Here is a 15556-nt window from a genome sequence, read left to right as displayed (position 1 = left end):
TCATAACTCTCTCTTTTCACATTCTAATACGAGTGAATCATAAGAAAAGTTTCGTTAATTTTGTAAATTATTTACTTATCACTTTAACGCTTCTACTTGCCTTTTGTATATGCTTTTCTTTTTTTGTAACGCGTGTCGAGATAAAAACACCTAGTATAACGAGCACACCTCCAGCTGCTTGATACCATGCGAGCGATTCGTCGATAAAAAGAACAGCAAAGATCGCAGCAAACACAGGGATCAGGTTCAAAAAGACTCCGGCTTTACTCGGCCCGACCCGCTCAACCGCTGTATTCCAGGACATGAACGCAACGATCGATGCAAAGATTCCCGTATATAGAATGGTTGCGATAGTAGCTAATGACCATACAATTTCCTTAGTTTGCATCTCTACTAATGAAAATGGCAGCAAGATGAGAATGCCAAGAAATGCCGTTACAACAAACGTGCTGTATGTAGGGAGAATCCCCGCATATCTTCGAATAAGAAGCGAATAAATACTCCAGCAGATAACAGCCCCAATCACGATCAAGTCACCTTTATTAAACGACAGCTGCAGTAAAACACCGAGTGAGCCTTTAGAGATAATAAATAGAAGTCCAACGAGCGAAAGTAACGCTCCTGCCATCTGTTTGGTGTTAAGCTTCTCTTTGAGAAAAATAAACGACAGTAGGAAGAGCAGAATCGGTGTTGATGTGTTAACGATGGATGCATTTATTGACGTCGTATAGTGCAGGGCAATGTATAAAAGCGTGTTAAAGCCCGTGATCCCAGTGATCGATAAGATAAGGACGACTTGCCACTGCTTTTTTAGCATCGGCCACTCATTTCGTAAAAATGGGATGGCGAACGGAAAAAAAATGAGAAATGCGGTGCACCATCGCAAAAAAGAGAGTGTTACTGGCGGTAAACTGCTCGCTATCGCACGTCCAATCACAAAATTACCGCCCCATATTAAGTTTGCGATCACTAAAAGTACATACGGGTTAACTCTTTGCATGGTGAGGTTCACCTCTTTTTTATGAGATTAAGTCGTTTTGGGGTTCAATAAGGTCGTTTTCATAGCAGATTAAGTCTAATCAGCCACGCATTAAGTCTAAACAGCTCCCAATTAAGTCTAAAATCAAAAATAAAGGCGATTCGACAAAATGTAACCTGACAGACCCTTTATCAACAACTTCAAAATCATTTTCTCCCACTATAGCAGACTACCTTTTAAAGTAGATATGGTCATTTCGCCTCAATCTAAAATTTGTAAGCTTTTTACCTGTAAATCCACTTTGAATGCTGTACAATGGAAATTAAAATCATTGAAATACTTTACTTTATGAAGTAAAAAGCAGAAGAAAGAAGATGACATAATGAAAGCGTATCGGACGTATGTGATTTTATTCCTAGTGATGGTGGTGTGGGGGTTAAACGTAACCGCGACGAAAATTCTGGTTACGAACTTTTTGCCTGTTACAATCACTGGAATTCGTGTTCTAACTGCGGGCTTGACCGTATTTCTGCTTCTCTCTATAATAAAAAAAGTTCGGTGGCTTACGAAAAAAGAGTTTTGGTATGTCTTTCTGGCGTCGATCTTTAATGTTGTTGCGCATCATTATTTTTTATCCATCGGGTTAACCGAAACAACAGCCACGAACGGCGGGTTGATCATGGGAATGTCGCCACTTCTAACGACTATTCTTGCCATCTCGTTTTTAGGAACACCTCTTACGCTCTTAAAATCGATCGGACTTCTTCTTGGGTTCTCAGGTGTTGCATTCATCGTTTTAGAAGGAAACAGTCAGGTAGCAGGAATCTCGTTCGGTGACGGATACATTTTATTATCTGTTCTCACGCAAGCTGTAAGCTTTATCCTGATCAAGCGTGTGGCGCACACGTTAGATCCACGACTCATGACCGGCTATATGATGGTGATCGGTTCACTGTTCCTGATCGTAATCGGATTGATCGAAGAGCCACAAGGATTTGCAGGAGTTGTTAAGAATTCGACCGTTTCGCTATGGCTGATCTATTTCGCTTCAGCTTGTATTGCGACAGCAGTCGGTCATATGCTCTATAATGAGGCCATCGGTAAAATCGGAGCATCAGAAGCTTCCATCTTTATTAACCTGAATCCATTTTTCGCTCTTGTGGGTGCGTATCTCTTTTTAGGTGAACAGATCTTGTTTCAGCATGTTTTCGGATTTCTGCTTATCATCACAGGTGTCCTCTTAGGATCTGGTGCTGTTGAGGAGATTCGGAACAAAAGATTGCGCAAAAAACACGCGGCATAAAGGGCGCATCATACGAACATAAAAAACGACCAGAGATTAAAAAAATCTGGTCGTTTTCTTATTACAAACTAGCAGAAGCTGCTTTCTTCTTTCGTTTTTGCAGAACGACATTTTGAATCGTTAAAAACACATTCCCGACCATCCAATAAAGAGGCAGAACGGCAGCAAGCTTCCATGCCGAAAATAGGATAACGATCGGCATCACGTAACCCATCATTTTGATTTGCGGATTTGAAGCAGCGAGCTCCGTTGTACTCATTTTATATTGGATAAACGTTGTTAAAGCCGCTAACACCGGAAGCAGATGCAGAGGATCTGCTGTGCCTAAGTTAAACCAAAGGAAGTTGTGCAATGCGATCTCTTTCGTTTTGATGATTGCATAATAAAACGCAAACAGAATCGGCATCTGAATCAAGAGGGGCAAACACCCCATCGATAACGGGTTAACTTCATGTTTTTTATAAACAGCCATCAGTTCGTTCTGTAATTTCAATTGAGATTCGCGATCTTTGCCCTTGTGTTTTTCACGAAGCTGTTGAATCTCTGGCTGAATTCCCTTCATCTTTTCCTGATTTTTCGTTTGTTTTAACGTTAACGGCATGATCAGGAATCGTATCACAATCGTTAAGAGGATGATCGCAATCCCATAGCTATCGTTAAACAGATACGCCACATATTGAATGAGCTTTGAAAACGGGTAGATGAAAAAATGGTTCCACACACCTGGGCTTTCTGCTGTAATCGGTGTGTTATTGCACCCGGATAATAGAAAAATTGCTAGCAATGAAAGAATGGATATATATTTCTTCAAATTTGTTCCTCCTTGTTTTAAAAAAAATCTAAGCAAACAAGGAGTAAACGTGCCCTTCTTTATCATCTGGCGTTTCTTTTCTAAACATTGTCCGTGCGATCTCGTCTCGAATGAAGCAATAGTTTTGAACGAGGTGAGAATCGGTCATTCTCTTCTCGTAACATAGCCTGTCCTGCTTCACATGGTGATTTGATCTATGAACAAGAGATCGATGAACGACCGAAAGCTGCTTAGCTATAATGAACGTTAGTGCGATACTAATGGATAAAACTAATGCGTCCGTTTGATACAGCAGATCAAAAAACTCCATAAATCAAATCACCTCCTATACTTCATTATACAGAATTCTTACCCTATAAATCTATGATACAGAGATTTCGCTTCTGCCGTATTCTTCGTTCCATGAACAAGTGCACGTCCATCTTTAAAAAGAACGAGGCGGTGACTGCCACTTTGAAGCTCCAGTAAATAAGGATTACAGCGAACGTCACCATGTGGCAATAATCTTTTCTCCATCTTTTCTAAATCAATCTCGATCGTATGAGCGGGACGGATTTGAACAGTATCCCGACCGCAAAGAACAGCTGTTTTTAACGCAGCACCTTTTTCTAAATAAGGATATGTTGGGTTAGCTCCGCAAGATGGACAATCTACCTTCTTCGCTTTTCCCATCCCTAATTGGACATGCTGATTGGTCCACGTATCAAATGTTACGATTTTTTTCCTGATAGATGCATAGTCTTCTACTAAAATCTTTAACGCCTCGGCTGTTTGATAAGCGGTGACCATCTGTACAGCTGGAGAGATAATTCCTGCTGTATCGCATGTTTGTCCGTTCGCCGGAATCTTATCGAGCAAACAGTTCAAACACGGTCCATCTCCAGGTAAAATCGTGTAAGAAATGCCGTAGCTTCCAACACACGCCCCGTAAATCCACGGAACCTCATATTTCTGAGCCAAATCGTTGATCAACAAACGCGTCTCAAAATTATCTGTCGCATCCATGATCAGATCGATACCCGAGATCAGTTCTACTGCTTCCTCAATCCCCATATCCATCACATGTGCCTGAATTTCTACTTCTGAATTAATTTGGTTTAATCTATTCTTTGCAGCAACTACTTTTGGCAGTTGTCTCTTCGCATCTTCTTCAGAATAAAGCTGCTGACGCTGAAGGTTCGTCCAATCCACATAATCGCGATCGACGAGTACGATCCGTTTTACGCCTGCACGCGTAAGAGCTTCAGCGTTTCCTGCACCAAGAGCGCCTGCACCAACGATGAGCACGCTTTTTGTTCGAATTTTTGCTTGCCCTTCTATACCGATCGGGCTAAATAATTCCTGTCTTGAATAACGCTCATTCACTTCACACTCAACCCTTCTAAAGGACTGCTCGCTGTTGCCGTTTCTTTTCTCGGGATTCTTCCCGCTTCATACCCTAACTTTCCAGCTTCTACCGCCATTTTCATTGCAAGGGCCATCTTTACAGGATCCTTCGCACCCGCTACGGCTGTGTTTAATAGCACACCGTCTGCTCCGAGCTCCATCGCAATCATCGCGTCACTCGCACTACCGATCCCTGCATCAACTATAACCGGAACCTTCGTTTGCTCAATAATAAATTTTAAATAGAGCGGGTTAATAATTCCTTGCCCGGAACCGATTGGAGAAGCGGCAGGCATGATTGCATGTGAACCAAGCTCTTCTAATCGTCTAGCCAGGACCACATCATCTGACGTATAAGGAAGCACGATGAACCCTTCTTTTAATAGCTCTTCTGTGGCTTTAAGCGTTTCCACTGGATCCGGCAACAGCGTTTTGTCGCATCCGATGACTTCTACTTTTACCATATCACATAATCCTGATGCTTTCGCCAGTTTTGCGATGCGTACCGCTTCTGTCGCCGTTTTCGCACCTGCTGTATTCGGTAACAATGTGTATTTTTTCAGATCAAGCATCTCTAAAAAGTTTGGTTGGCTTTCTTCAAAGATGTTCATTCTACGAACCGCAAACGTCAAAATCTCAGAACCAGAAGCTTCTACCGCTTCTTTTTGTGTTTTGAAGTCCGGATATTTGCCTGTACCTAAAAGTAATCGAGATGAAAAGGAATAGTGTCCAATGTTTAACATACAATCAACCTCCGCCAACAAATCGAACAAGTTCGATCTTGTCGTTTTCTTTTATTTGAGTTTCACTTTGTTTTTGATTATTGATGATCTCTTCGTTTACTTCCGCAATCACCACTTGGTCATGTAAGTTAAGGTGCTTCAGCAGATCTGTGATCGACTGCAAAGAATTTGGCACCATGACCGCTTCTCCATTTATCATAAGTTTCACGAATGATATACCTCGCTTTCAATATGGTCAGCAATCCTTTTTCCAGTTATAGCGGAAAGCAGAATGCCGTTTCGATAGTGCCCCGTTGCAAGAATGAGCCCCTCTTTATGTGGAGAAGGACCGATATAGGGTTGACCGGATAGCGTTTGGGGCCTGATGCCTCCCCATGCTTTTTCAAAAACAGCACCACTTAGTTCAGGCACGATTTGTTTTGCCTTCTCCATCAATTCAAATAGACCTGAAAATGTAACCTCTTCATTAAAGACGTGTGGTGTACTTGTCGCGCCAACAAAAATTTGGTTTTCTCGCTTTGGAACGAGGTAACAGTTTTTGTATTTTACCGTACCTGTAAGTAGTGGACGCTGTGTTTTAAAGGAAAGACATTCCCCTTTTACAGGCACCATTTTTAGTGAAGGCTCGATATCTGAGCTCCACACCCCACAAGCTACTATGACGGAATCAGCATGAAACGTTTCCTTCGTTGTTACAACACCTGTGACTCTGTTGTTGGTTTGGAGAAGCCTAACCACTTCGGTATGCTCTTTTATCTCGGCACCGAGAATTTTTGCGGACTGATATAGGGCTCGAGTAAGCTTAACAGGTGACACTTGAGCATCTTTTTCAAAATAGAGAGCTCCCTTTACAAGTGAGGATAATGCGGGTTCTTTTATGATCAGTTCTTCAGCTGAAAGCCAGAAAACCTCTTCATCTTGATCTCGACGCTTGGCCGCTTCTCTTTTTAAATCATCCGCTTCTTCCTCTGTAAACGCGAGTTCATAAATCCCCTTCTGGATCAGTTCAATGTCTATCCCACAAACATCGAAAAGCTCCTGTGATAAAGGGGTAAAAGAGTCCCGACTTTCTTTTGCGAGCAGATAGAGTGGATGATTGGTCTCAAACTCCATCTCTGCACCGAGCATGCCAGCTGCAGCACTTGAAGCCCTGCTCCCAATTGTTTCTTTTTCAAGAAGCAGCACACGTTTGTTTCGTTTACAAAGCTCATAGGCGATGGAACAGCCGATCACGCCGCCTCCAATAATGATGGCATCATACGTTGTGCGCATCCCACACCTCCAGTTGTTGTTTGTACAGCTTCACCGCTTTTAGTGGTGATTCCGCTTCTAAAATGCCTGACATCACGGCGATTCCAGATGCACCTGTTCCGATGACATTCCGTACGTTTTCTGGTGTAATGCCTCCGATCGCGATGACCGGAATTGTGATTTGATCTACCACACGTTGAAGCTGATCTAACCCTCTTGGCTCCGCATCACGTTTGGAAGAAGTCTTAAAAATATGACCATACATGATGAAGTCGGCGCCGTTTTGTTCAGCATCCTGTGCTTCTGAAACAGAATGGACAGAGCAGCCGAGCATCATTTCAGGCAGAGCTCTTCGCACTTGTGACACATCTAAACTGTGATGTGTCAGCTGAACACCTTTTATACCTGTACAAAGCGCTACATCCACCCGATCATTTGCGATAATTTTAGAGGGAGGCACTCCAGCTTTCTGCAGAAGATGGATAAGATGACTGAGTTCTTTCGCAGACTTTGTTTTTTCTCGTACATGCAGCGCCGTGATGTACGGATGAATGAGTTTCGCTATCTTAACCAACTCTTCATCACTTTGCCTTCCCGTAGTAATTACATGAAGCTGTTTTTCCACAATAAAAAACCACCTCCTTTATGTAGCAAAGAGGTGGTTTCACAGTTTTAAGAATTTATAGCGTAGTATCTGATCCACACACCACTTCCCTACGCTGGTTCTAACCAAATCAGGTTCCAAGGGTCTTAAAGTTCACTTTAATCTCAGCCTTAACAAAGGCACCCCTAGTGGTAATGATTATTTAATTTTATATACTACTATTCTATCGATAAAGGGCTTTCATAACAACCAGTAAAAGTATTTATAGGAATAAATAAGCTAGCGGAGTCGCTATAATCAATGCCAACACCGTGCGCTGGAACCAGATAACTAGTAGTTTTGGAACACTGATTGAGATTTCTGTTGAGAGTACACAAGGAATACTAGCTGAGAAAAATAGAATGGAAGCTACGGAAACTACACCGATTACGAATTTCGTTACAAGTGCCGCTTCAGCTACTAAGAGTGCAGGCAGGAACATTTCAGCAACACCGATAGAAGCCGCTTTCGCAGCAAGCATAGCATCAGGAAGCTGCAGCGCCCATGTGATCGGGTAGAAAACGTAACCCAGCCAGTCAAAGACAGGCGTGTATTCTGCCAACAAAAGGGCGATTAAACCGACACTCATAATGGAAGGCAATATACTCATCGCCATCAGAAAGCCATCTCTTAAATTAGACCAAATGTTAGTCAAGAATGCAGGGGCGTTCTGAGATGAATCCATCGCGTTTCGCCAAGCCGTTTGCAAGTATTTCTCATTCACCTCTTCTTCCGGCTGACCTTCCCCACCAGAATACGTATCATCCATTCTGCTTAACGGACGAATTCTCACTGTGATTGCCGTTACTAAGAAAGTCACCACAAGCGTCGTCCAGAAGTAGGTGTTCCACATTTCCATCAGACCTAGCGTTTTTGCCACAATGATCATGAACGTTGCAGAAACGGTAGAGAAACCAGTTGCAATGATAGCTGCTTCTTTCACCGTATACTTTCCTTCTTTAAACACGCGGTTCGTGATGAGTAGACCGATCGAATAACTGCCGACAAAAGAAGCGACGGCATCAACCGCTGACCTGCCCGGTGTTTTCCAGATAGGTCTCATGATCTTTTGGACGAGCACCCCGATAAACTCCATCAGACCATATCCTACAATAAAGGCTAGGAAGACAGCACCGAGTGGAACGAGCAACCCAACAGGGATCACGAGTTTCTCAAATAAGAACGGTCCCATGTTCGGATCGCTTAACCAGCTCGGACCCCATTCAAAGTAAAGTAGGACAGCTGCAACGAGTCCCACAACTTTTAGCAATGAGAAGGTGGTCGTGACTCGGTCTTTGTTCCACGTTTTTTTGTAGAACGGATAAACAGCACCGAGCAATATGACGAGCAATGCATAAAGCGGTACAGCTTCACCCGCTGTATCTCTCACCCATGTTACAAGATGATCGAGTGGGATCGATGACTTTCCTTTCACTGTGATCGGAATGAAGAACATGAAAATACCAACTGCACTGAACAAAAGAAATTTTAACGAATGAGACCAAGAACCCGCAGTTTTCATTACTTCCAACTCCCTTTCCGCTTGATAAGCCTGCGCTTGTCAGGCTCTCTCTACATCATATCGGGACAAAGTTCGAAATATGACGAGTCGTGCTTGTACAATTTTTATAGGTTATCTTCCCTTTTTGTGCCTTTATATGTCTGATGACAACGTGTCTAGGGAATAACAGTTACATAATCAAAAAACAGGAGTGTTTTGTGAATGAAGTATTTTATCAATGTAAACAAAAGTGTAGAAGAAGAGTATGGAAAAATGTTTGTATATGATCCTGCACGCAACAAGGAAAACGAAGACGAGCTAGAAGTGTTGAACAACTTGGACGAACAGGATCATGGAAAGCCTTATATCTTTCCGAAGAGCTTCTTGTTAGAAGTTGCGGCTGAGGATTACGAGAGATATGCGGAGGCGAAGAGAAGTAATCAAAATGTAGAACGTGTGACTGAAAACATTTTAGAGAAGTACCGGAATTAGATATTTTATAAACGAGTACTCCGTATGGAAATACTCGTTTTTTTATGAAAGAAGATGCCGCTTCTCAAGAGAAGCAGCATCCTACCAAACTAGTTCTTATTAAGCGTCATCACAATATCCTTCGTGTTCTTTCCAATCGCCCCGCCGTCATTTTTGAAAATAGTCGTTTTATTCTCTTCTGACGGTTCGATATGAATGTTCAGCTTGTTCTCTCCTGCACTTAAATTCACCGTGTGTGAGAACGTCATGTCATCATTGATCGTAACCGGCTGGCCGTTGATCGTCATCACACCCTCTTTGATGGCATTTCCTTTCAGGGTGATCGTGTCTGATGTAACAGTCTGGCCATCTGTGTGAGAGGTCACAACAACCGGCATGTCGATCCATCGTAAAATTTTATCTTGAACGACCATCGCATTGCCGCCTTGGTTCGTGACAACAAAACTCAAGTCAGTTCCTGTTGCACCGTATCCGTAGTAACTTACGTCATCATCGTTCGGATTACCCGATGTATGGTCAGCAAGTCCTTCTTGATCCCAAGAGCTATTCTTGGCGTATTTGTAGGTGATGACTTCGCCTTCTTGCGCTTCAAACGTATATTCATAATCGTTCGTTACAGCGCCGCCACGCGTCATCTTCCACGCACCTGTGTTCCAGCCGTTCTTGCTGCCTGGCATCGTAATATCGACGCCTTGTGGTGTGTAGGCAGGTGCATTCACTTTCATTGTGACTTTTACCATCACAAGATCGGGTGTAACTTGAACGGCGTTCGACTTCACACTGTTACCGGCTTTATCGAAGATGTGCACTTCGTAACTATAGACTTTTCCGTTTGTTACGTTCAAATCTTTGTACGTTGTGGCACTTGTATCAAGGACTTGGTCGATAACTTCTCCATCACGAACGATCGTGAACAGATAAGGCTCGTTCGCTCCTTCTACAGACCACTTCAGATTCACTTGTCCTGACTCTTGCGCTGGTTCTTCCAATGTTACTGATGTTGCAGGAGCAATCGTGTCATCGCCTTTTGTGAACGTAACGGTCTTCGTTTCACTAGTGACCCACGTTCTGCCTAGATCGGTTGAGAACGCATAACGATATTGATACGCTCCTTCTTTAAAAGGTAAGAAATCTGCGCTAAACGTGTTAAATTCTCCGTTTTGAGCGGTGTACATACCTTTGTGAGATGTCCAGTTTGTTTTACCTGGCTCTTTTACTTGCAGCTCACTCTGTAATCCTTCTGCAAGATCCGTCTCTGTTTCACCAGTGATTTTGATATCTGCTGTAACCGTTTGTGGTTTAGATAGGTCAATCACGCCATTCTTTAACGCTGTTACATTTGAAATGTTATAGTTTCCGTTCTTTAACGCCACATGCGGAATCGCGGCTTTTGATTCTGTTTTCATCGATTCGTTATTGTTTTTATCGATCGCAACAACTGCAAAATAATACTTGCGTCCGTTGTCTAGGTTATCGATTTTGATTGAGTTACCTTTCGTTTCTGCTACCTTTTCATAAAAAGCACCAGAGATCGTGGTTTGATAGACCGCATAACGTTTTGCGTCACCTTTCCAGAAAAGCGAAACTGCGTGACTGCTTTCTGAAACTTTTACGTATTTAACAGCTTTTGGAGCTTTCAAATTCTGGTGCTTGTCCGAAACGAGCATACGACCGCTCATCGCCGGCACAGTTACCGATAGCTTTCCATCCTTAACAGCTGTTTTGTATTTTTTATTCAGCTGATCTGTTAGCTTCACGTTGTTTACGATCAGCTTCTTCACGTCCAGTTCAACAGTCTTAGATTCGTTACCACGGTTTGTAATCACAAGGGCTGCATTTTTCTTATCTGTACGAGCGTATGCGAGCACATCTTTTTCAGCGTATAGATGGTGAAGTTCACCATAGCTGAAGAGATCGTGGTAATCACTACGCACTTTTCCGATGTTTTGATAATGCTTTACAAGATCTTTGTCTTCAGAACCCCATGGATATGTTCTTCGGTCGTCCGGATCTTTAGAGCCCGTAACGCCTGTTTCATCTCCATAATAAAGAGTTGGTGCTCCTGCATAACCCATCTGTAAGATCGCCGCGAGCTTCAGTCGTTTCACGCCTAGCTCGTGGTCATACTTTGGATCCAGCTCAGCACGCTCGTAAGAATCTGTTCCGTTTCCTAGGATAAACGCTGCACGAGGTGTATCATGAGAGCCCATCAAGTTCATCAACGCATAAAATGCTTCTTGTGGGTAATCTTCAAACACGGCGTTCATCTGGTTTTCCGCGCCTTCTGCGTTACCGTTCTTCAAGTAATCAATCATCGCACCCCGGAAACGGTAGTTCATGACGGAATCATACAGATCACCAAGGAAGTATTCAGACGCGTCATCCCAGATCTCACCTAGAATTAACGGATCATCTTTCTTTCCTTCCTTCAGCTCTTTTCGGAACTCTCTCCAAAACTCTGTATCTACTTCGTTCGCAACGTCCAATCGCCAGCCTGATGCACCGCGATCTAGCCATGATTTTGCAGCCGAATCTTTGTCGTACATGATATAGTCTGCGAATGGTTTGTTGTTCAACTCAGAATCATAGTCTACCGCTTCACCAGGAATCGATTTGATTTCAGGAAGCGAATCAAAGCCCCACCATGCTTGGTATTTATAGACGCCGTTCACTTTTTCGTTCTCGATGTTAAACCAATTATGAAACCCGTATGAACTAAACTCTTGTCCTTCTTTCTTAAACTTTGCTTCTGTTTGTTTTTTTGCTTCTGTTTCTGTCAGACCTTTTGAACTCATCAGGTCATAGATGCTTGCCCAATATTCGTACGCCCCGACCGTTTTGTATTTGCCGTAACGGTCAAAATAGATCGAATCGTCTCCAACATGGTTGAATACACCATCAAGAATCAAGTGCATCTTGCGTTTTTTCAGTTCTTTTGTAAAAGCCTTAAATTCTTCTGGTGATCCAAACATCGGATCCATCGCTTTATAGTCCGTCGCATCATACTTATGATTGGATGCTGCATGTGCAACTGGATTCAGGTACAGCGTATTTACGCCAAGTGACTCGATATAGTCTAATTTCTTCTGGATACCAGCAATATCGCCGCCAAAGAAATCGTTCGACCAAATCTCGTCTCCATCATAGCCTTCTGTTTCTGCTTGACGAGGGTTATCTGGCAGCTCATTCCAATCTCGGTGCTCGATCGGTTCAGTGCCACGTGCTGTTGTTTTTGCTTTGTCGTTCTTTTTGTTTCCGTTATAAAAACGATCAGGGAAAATCTGATATACAACAGACTCTTTCATCCAGTCAGGTGTTTTATAAGACGGGTCGTATACAGTCATCTGGAAGAGAGCAGCGTTCGTATCGGCTGCTGCTCCTTTGCCACCCTCACCTGTGTCTTCTCCGTATTCTTTTACCGCATCTCCATCTCGGGCAGTGAATTTATAGCCGTACACCCCTTTTTCTTCAGGTGTAACCGTAGCTTCCCACAGCTCGATGTCTTCGCCGTTTACAGTCGTCCAGCCAGCGTTCACCATATCTTTTACCGTCGTATTGCCGGAGTTATAGTTACGAAAATATAGCTTTGCGCCAGTCAGGTCGCCCTTTTTCGTTTGCAGGCGCAGTGTTACGTCTTGTCCAGCTTTGATCGCTCCAAACGGCGCACGAAATGCTTCGTTCCATGTATCATGGTGAAGCTTTCCTGCGTTCACGCTGCCATCCGGAAGACCCGCGTCATAGTTCGTGTACACTTCTTTTGTGTCATGGTTGTAGAAAAACGTGATCTCTGCGTCTTTCAGTACGTTCAACTTCATGTTGTCTGCCGGATAATTTGGCGCATCCCAATTGTTGCCGAGCACTACTTTAAATTCGTGCTTTCCTTTTGGCACTTGTGCGGTGTACGTATAGATGTTGTCACCGTCTTCATCTTGTAATAGTGCAGTCGATTCACCAGGTGTCCACTCGCCTCCTGCTCCGATATCCGGCTGGATGTCACCTACGATTCGTGGTGTTTTTTCAGCAGGAAGTGGTTCTGAAATCGTTAATTTATGAGTCGTGTCATCATAAACAAATGTAACTTCTTTTTCCGTGTCGATCGTCAACTTGTAGTTATCCCCACCTTGTTTTCCATCCACTCCATAGTTCTCGTCCCATGAACCATTGATCGCAACCTTGTATTCATAGGTCCCGGCAGGAAGAGTACCTGTTAGTCGGTATTTTCCGTTCGATTGCTGTTCCATTTTTGTAGCAGTGTCAGCCGGGTTCCAGTCACTAGAACCGCCAAGTTCAGATTGTAGATCTCCAACAAGCGTTACGTTGCGCTCCACAGCTTTTGTTGAAGAAGGTTGTATGAGTAATGCAGATGCAAACGTTTGCAAAATAAGCGTAAAAAGCAATAACCAAGAAACCGTGTTGCGAGTTTTCATTTTCCTCACTTCATTTCCCCCTTTATTGTTGTGCAAATTAGCGAAAGCGTTTGCACAACTGCTTTTAAGATAACGCTTTCATTCCTTTATTATGCCATGTTTTCTTTTCTTGGAAATGAGCCGTTCGGCTGATAAAACTGTTTATAAATAGTTAAATATTCTTATGTTTTCGACATTTCCAAGGCGTTAGAGGGTTTGGAAATATGAAGTTGATAGCTGTTTACTTGTTTTTTTAAGTCAAGAGTGAAATCTGAGGGTTATGGAGCGAAACCAGGGGTTTATTGAGCGAAACGATGGTTAATTAGAGCGGAACAAGAGATGTTTGGAGCGAAAAGCGGCCATGTTTGAGCGAACGTGTAATAAATACAAAAACACGTACCGTGAAATTTTATAAGATGCACGCACCTTGCAGTGAAATTTGCTCGTCCCATATCAAATTACTTCAAACAACAAAAAACCGGGTCCTCTCTGGTAGGTAGAGGCCCGGCACTTCTTTTATCTTATTCAGCTGACTCTTCTGTTGATTCCTCATCTGTTGAAGTTTCTTCTTCTTGAGTATCAGATTGTTCTGTGCTTGTATCTTCTTCAGTATTTGTGTCTTCCGAGTTGCTACATGCAGTGATCAAAAATATTGCCAAAAGAGATGCTCCGATTTTAGCCAAAAACGTTTTGCTCATTGTTCAATTGCTCCCTTCGGATTTTCATTATGATTTTTGCATGAGTATGGGATTTCTTTGTCCCTGTTCAGAATATATCATGAAAAAAAACCGAAAAGACGCAATTTACCAAGTCATAACCAACACTTTACAATACTAAAATCAGCTTTATATTAGCTTAATAATTATAGATCATAATGCAGCACATATTGCGGCCCGACTGGACCAGGTTTGATCTGACCGCGATCTACAAAACCTACTTTTTCGTAAAGCTTTTTTGCAGAATCGTTCTTAAAGTTTACGGCTAAAATGAGCTCGTTTACTTCCGGAAAGTGTTTGGAAACAAACAGAGGAAGCTGGAGCATCGCAACTTTTGCATACCCCTTTCCTTGCTCAGGGTGATTGATGGATAAAGCACGAATGACCATAGCGTTCGGGTTTGCGGTAAAATCTCCAATGTTCTCACCCTTATGCAGAACGAAAAAGCCGACTGTTTTGTTGTCACCCTCAATAACTACAGGATGACGCCCCTGATCTTTTTCACATTTCTTTAAAGCATCATTCGGCATAGCCGTGAATTTTTCTTGCTCCTGTGGTAAATAAAATGCATTTAACGCTTCTCGATGTATCTCGTGAAAGAATGTTAGTGTTGTGTTTGCCATCTATGTAACTCCTGTTCAGTTTTATAGGGTAACGAGTGATTCTGCCGCTTCCAACCAAGTTTTTGCCATAAGTTCGTTTCCTTTTCGTCTCATATGTACACCGTCTGTTGTTAAGGACACATCTGGCTTTTTGTTTAGATGGTTGAGAAAAATTTCATGCGTAGGTACGAGCACCGCATCAAATTCTGTTGCTAACTTTCGGACCACTTCCACGTACGGCATCAACAGCTGATTTCCTTGAGATTCTGTGTTTTCCTTTATAATCGTAGGTTCCATTAAGACAAGTTTTGTTTTTGTTGAAAGTTGAGATAACAAGCCTCGGTAAACCTCTTCAAACTGAGTAACATCGATCTGCTGCATTTGAGGGCTGTCGAGCTGTCTCCACACATCGTTGATTCCAATGGAAACAGATAAAAGATCAGGCTCAAGATCGATTACATCTCGCTGCCACCGAAAAGCGAGGTCTGTCACGCGATGTCCGTTCACACCTTTATTGATCACTGTTACTTCCTTTGGCAAGACTTCTTTAATCATGCGAACGTAACCGTCACCCAGTCGATCTGCGTCTGTGTTTTTATTTGAAGCTGTAATGCTGTCACCGATAAAAATAATCTTCATCTCCATTTCCCTCCCTGTTTTCTTTATTCTATTTTATCACGTTGAAGCGAAATGTTAGGTTTTAAAGGATTTTACATTCTTTCT

The 15556-nt window shown here is 42.7% G+C and carries 15 protein-coding genes and 1 riboswitch; of the genes, 2 read left to right on the top strand and 13 right to left on the bottom strand.

Annotation, left to right across the window (positions count from 1 at the left end; genetic code table 11):
- Positions 1–67: 67 nt before the first annotated feature.
- A complete protein-coding gene (locus IHV10_RS08910) occupies positions 68–1000 on the bottom strand; it encodes a DMT family transporter (RefSeq protein ID WP_197128346.1) in 933 nt (310 codons plus the stop codon).
- Positions 1001–1361: 361 nt separating this feature from the next.
- Here IHV10_RS08910 and IHV10_RS08905 point away from each other — a divergent pair, with 361 nt between their 5' ends.
- Positions 1362–2282 carry a DMT family transporter gene (locus tag IHV10_RS08905; protein ID WP_197128345.1) on the top strand — a complete coding sequence of 307 codons (921 nt, stop codon included), beginning with the start codon at positions 1362–1364 and terminating at the stop codon, positions 2280–2282.
- A 61-nt stretch (positions 2283–2343) separates the two neighbouring features.
- On the opposite strand, the gene yidC is transcribed toward IHV10_RS08905, so the two are convergent.
- From yidC to IHV10_RS08865, 8 genes are all read right to left on the bottom strand, one after another.
- Complete coding sequence (gene yidC / locus IHV10_RS08900; protein WP_231619489.1) at positions 2344–3093, bottom strand: membrane protein insertase YidC; 750 nt, start codon at positions 3091–3093, stop codon at positions 2344–2346.
- A gap of 28 nt (positions 3094–3121) precedes the next feature.
- Positions 3122–3403 carry a hypothetical protein gene (locus IHV10_RS08895; RefSeq protein ID WP_197128343.1) on the bottom strand — a complete coding sequence of 94 codons (282 nt, stop codon included), beginning with the start codon at positions 3401–3403 and terminating at the stop codon, positions 3122–3124.
- Between the two features lie 38 nt (positions 3404–3441).
- Entirely contained in the window at positions 3442–4458 is a 1017-nt protein-coding gene (locus IHV10_RS08890) for a MoeB/ThiF family adenylyltransferase (protein ID WP_197128342.1), read from the bottom strand.
- On the bottom strand, positions 4455–5222 hold the full coding sequence (locus IHV10_RS08885; protein WP_197128341.1) for a thiazole synthase: 768 nt from the start codon (positions 5220–5222) through the stop codon (positions 4455–4457). Before IHV10_RS08885 ends, IHV10_RS08890 begins: the two co-directional genes overlap by 4 nt.
- Positions 5223–5226: 4 nt before the next feature.
- On the bottom strand, positions 5227–5421 hold the full coding sequence (gene thiS, locus IHV10_RS08880) for a sulfur carrier protein ThiS (protein WP_231618404.1): 195 nt from the start codon (positions 5419–5421) through the stop codon (positions 5227–5229).
- 5 nt (positions 5422–5426) lie between these two features.
- Positions 5427–6494 carry a glycine oxidase ThiO gene (gene thiO / locus IHV10_RS08875; protein ID WP_197128339.1) on the bottom strand — a complete coding sequence of 356 codons (1068 nt, stop codon included), beginning with the start codon at positions 6492–6494 and terminating at the stop codon, positions 5427–5429.
- Positions 6478–7098 carry a thiazole tautomerase TenI gene (gene tenI / locus IHV10_RS08870; RefSeq protein WP_197128338.1) on the bottom strand — a complete coding sequence of 207 codons (621 nt, stop codon included), beginning with the start codon at positions 7096–7098 and terminating at the stop codon, positions 6478–6480. Before tenI ends, thiO begins: the two co-directional genes overlap by 17 nt.
- 69 nt (positions 7099–7167) lie before the next feature.
- A riboswitch (TPP riboswitch) is annotated at positions 7168–7274 on the bottom strand.
- Between the two features lie 65 nt (positions 7275–7339).
- Complete coding sequence (locus tag IHV10_RS08865) at positions 7340–8638, bottom strand: YjiH family protein (protein WP_197128337.1); 1299 nt, start codon at positions 8636–8638, stop codon at positions 7340–7342.
- A gap of 201 nt (positions 8639–8839) precedes the next feature.
- Between IHV10_RS08865 and IHV10_RS08860 the strand changes: the two genes are divergently transcribed.
- Positions 8840–9109, top strand: coding sequence for a hypothetical protein (locus IHV10_RS08860; protein WP_197128336.1), 270 nt, complete (start codon positions 8840–8842; stop codon positions 9107–9109).
- An 89-nt stretch (positions 9110–9198) separates the two neighbouring features.
- On the opposite strand, the gene IHV10_RS08855 is transcribed toward IHV10_RS08860, so the two are convergent.
- From IHV10_RS08855 to IHV10_RS08840, 4 genes are all read right to left on the bottom strand, one after another.
- Positions 9199–13536 carry an alpha-amylase family glycosyl hydrolase gene (locus IHV10_RS08855; RefSeq protein WP_197129882.1) on the bottom strand — a complete coding sequence of 1446 codons (4338 nt, stop codon included), beginning with the start codon at positions 13534–13536 and terminating at the stop codon, positions 9199–9201.
- Positions 13537–14036: 500 nt separating this feature from the next.
- The gene (locus tag IHV10_RS08850; RefSeq protein WP_197128335.1) at positions 14037–14213 is read right to left on the bottom strand and encodes a hypothetical protein; all 177 of its coding nucleotides are present in this window, start codon (positions 14211–14213) and stop codon (positions 14037–14039) included.
- A gap of 164 nt (positions 14214–14377) precedes the next feature.
- Positions 14378–14854, bottom strand: coding sequence for a GNAT family N-acetyltransferase (locus IHV10_RS08845; protein WP_197128334.1), 477 nt, complete (start codon positions 14852–14854; stop codon positions 14378–14380).
- 21 nt (positions 14855–14875) lie between these two features.
- Positions 14876–15472, bottom strand: a complete 597-nt coding sequence (locus IHV10_RS08840) for an SGNH/GDSL hydrolase family protein (protein WP_370629658.1) — start codon at positions 15470–15472, stop codon at positions 14876–14878.
- Positions 15473–15556 lie beyond the last annotated feature (84 nt).

Origin of the sequence: Fictibacillus sp. 5RED26 (assembly GCF_015903895.1) — a bacterium.
Lineage (GTDB): Bacteria > Bacillota > Bacilli > Bacillales > Fictibacillaceae > Fictibacillus > Fictibacillus phosphorivorans.
The sequence above is the reverse complement of the archived record's forward strand: the minus strand, read 5'-3'. Positions and strand labels throughout refer to the sequence as shown.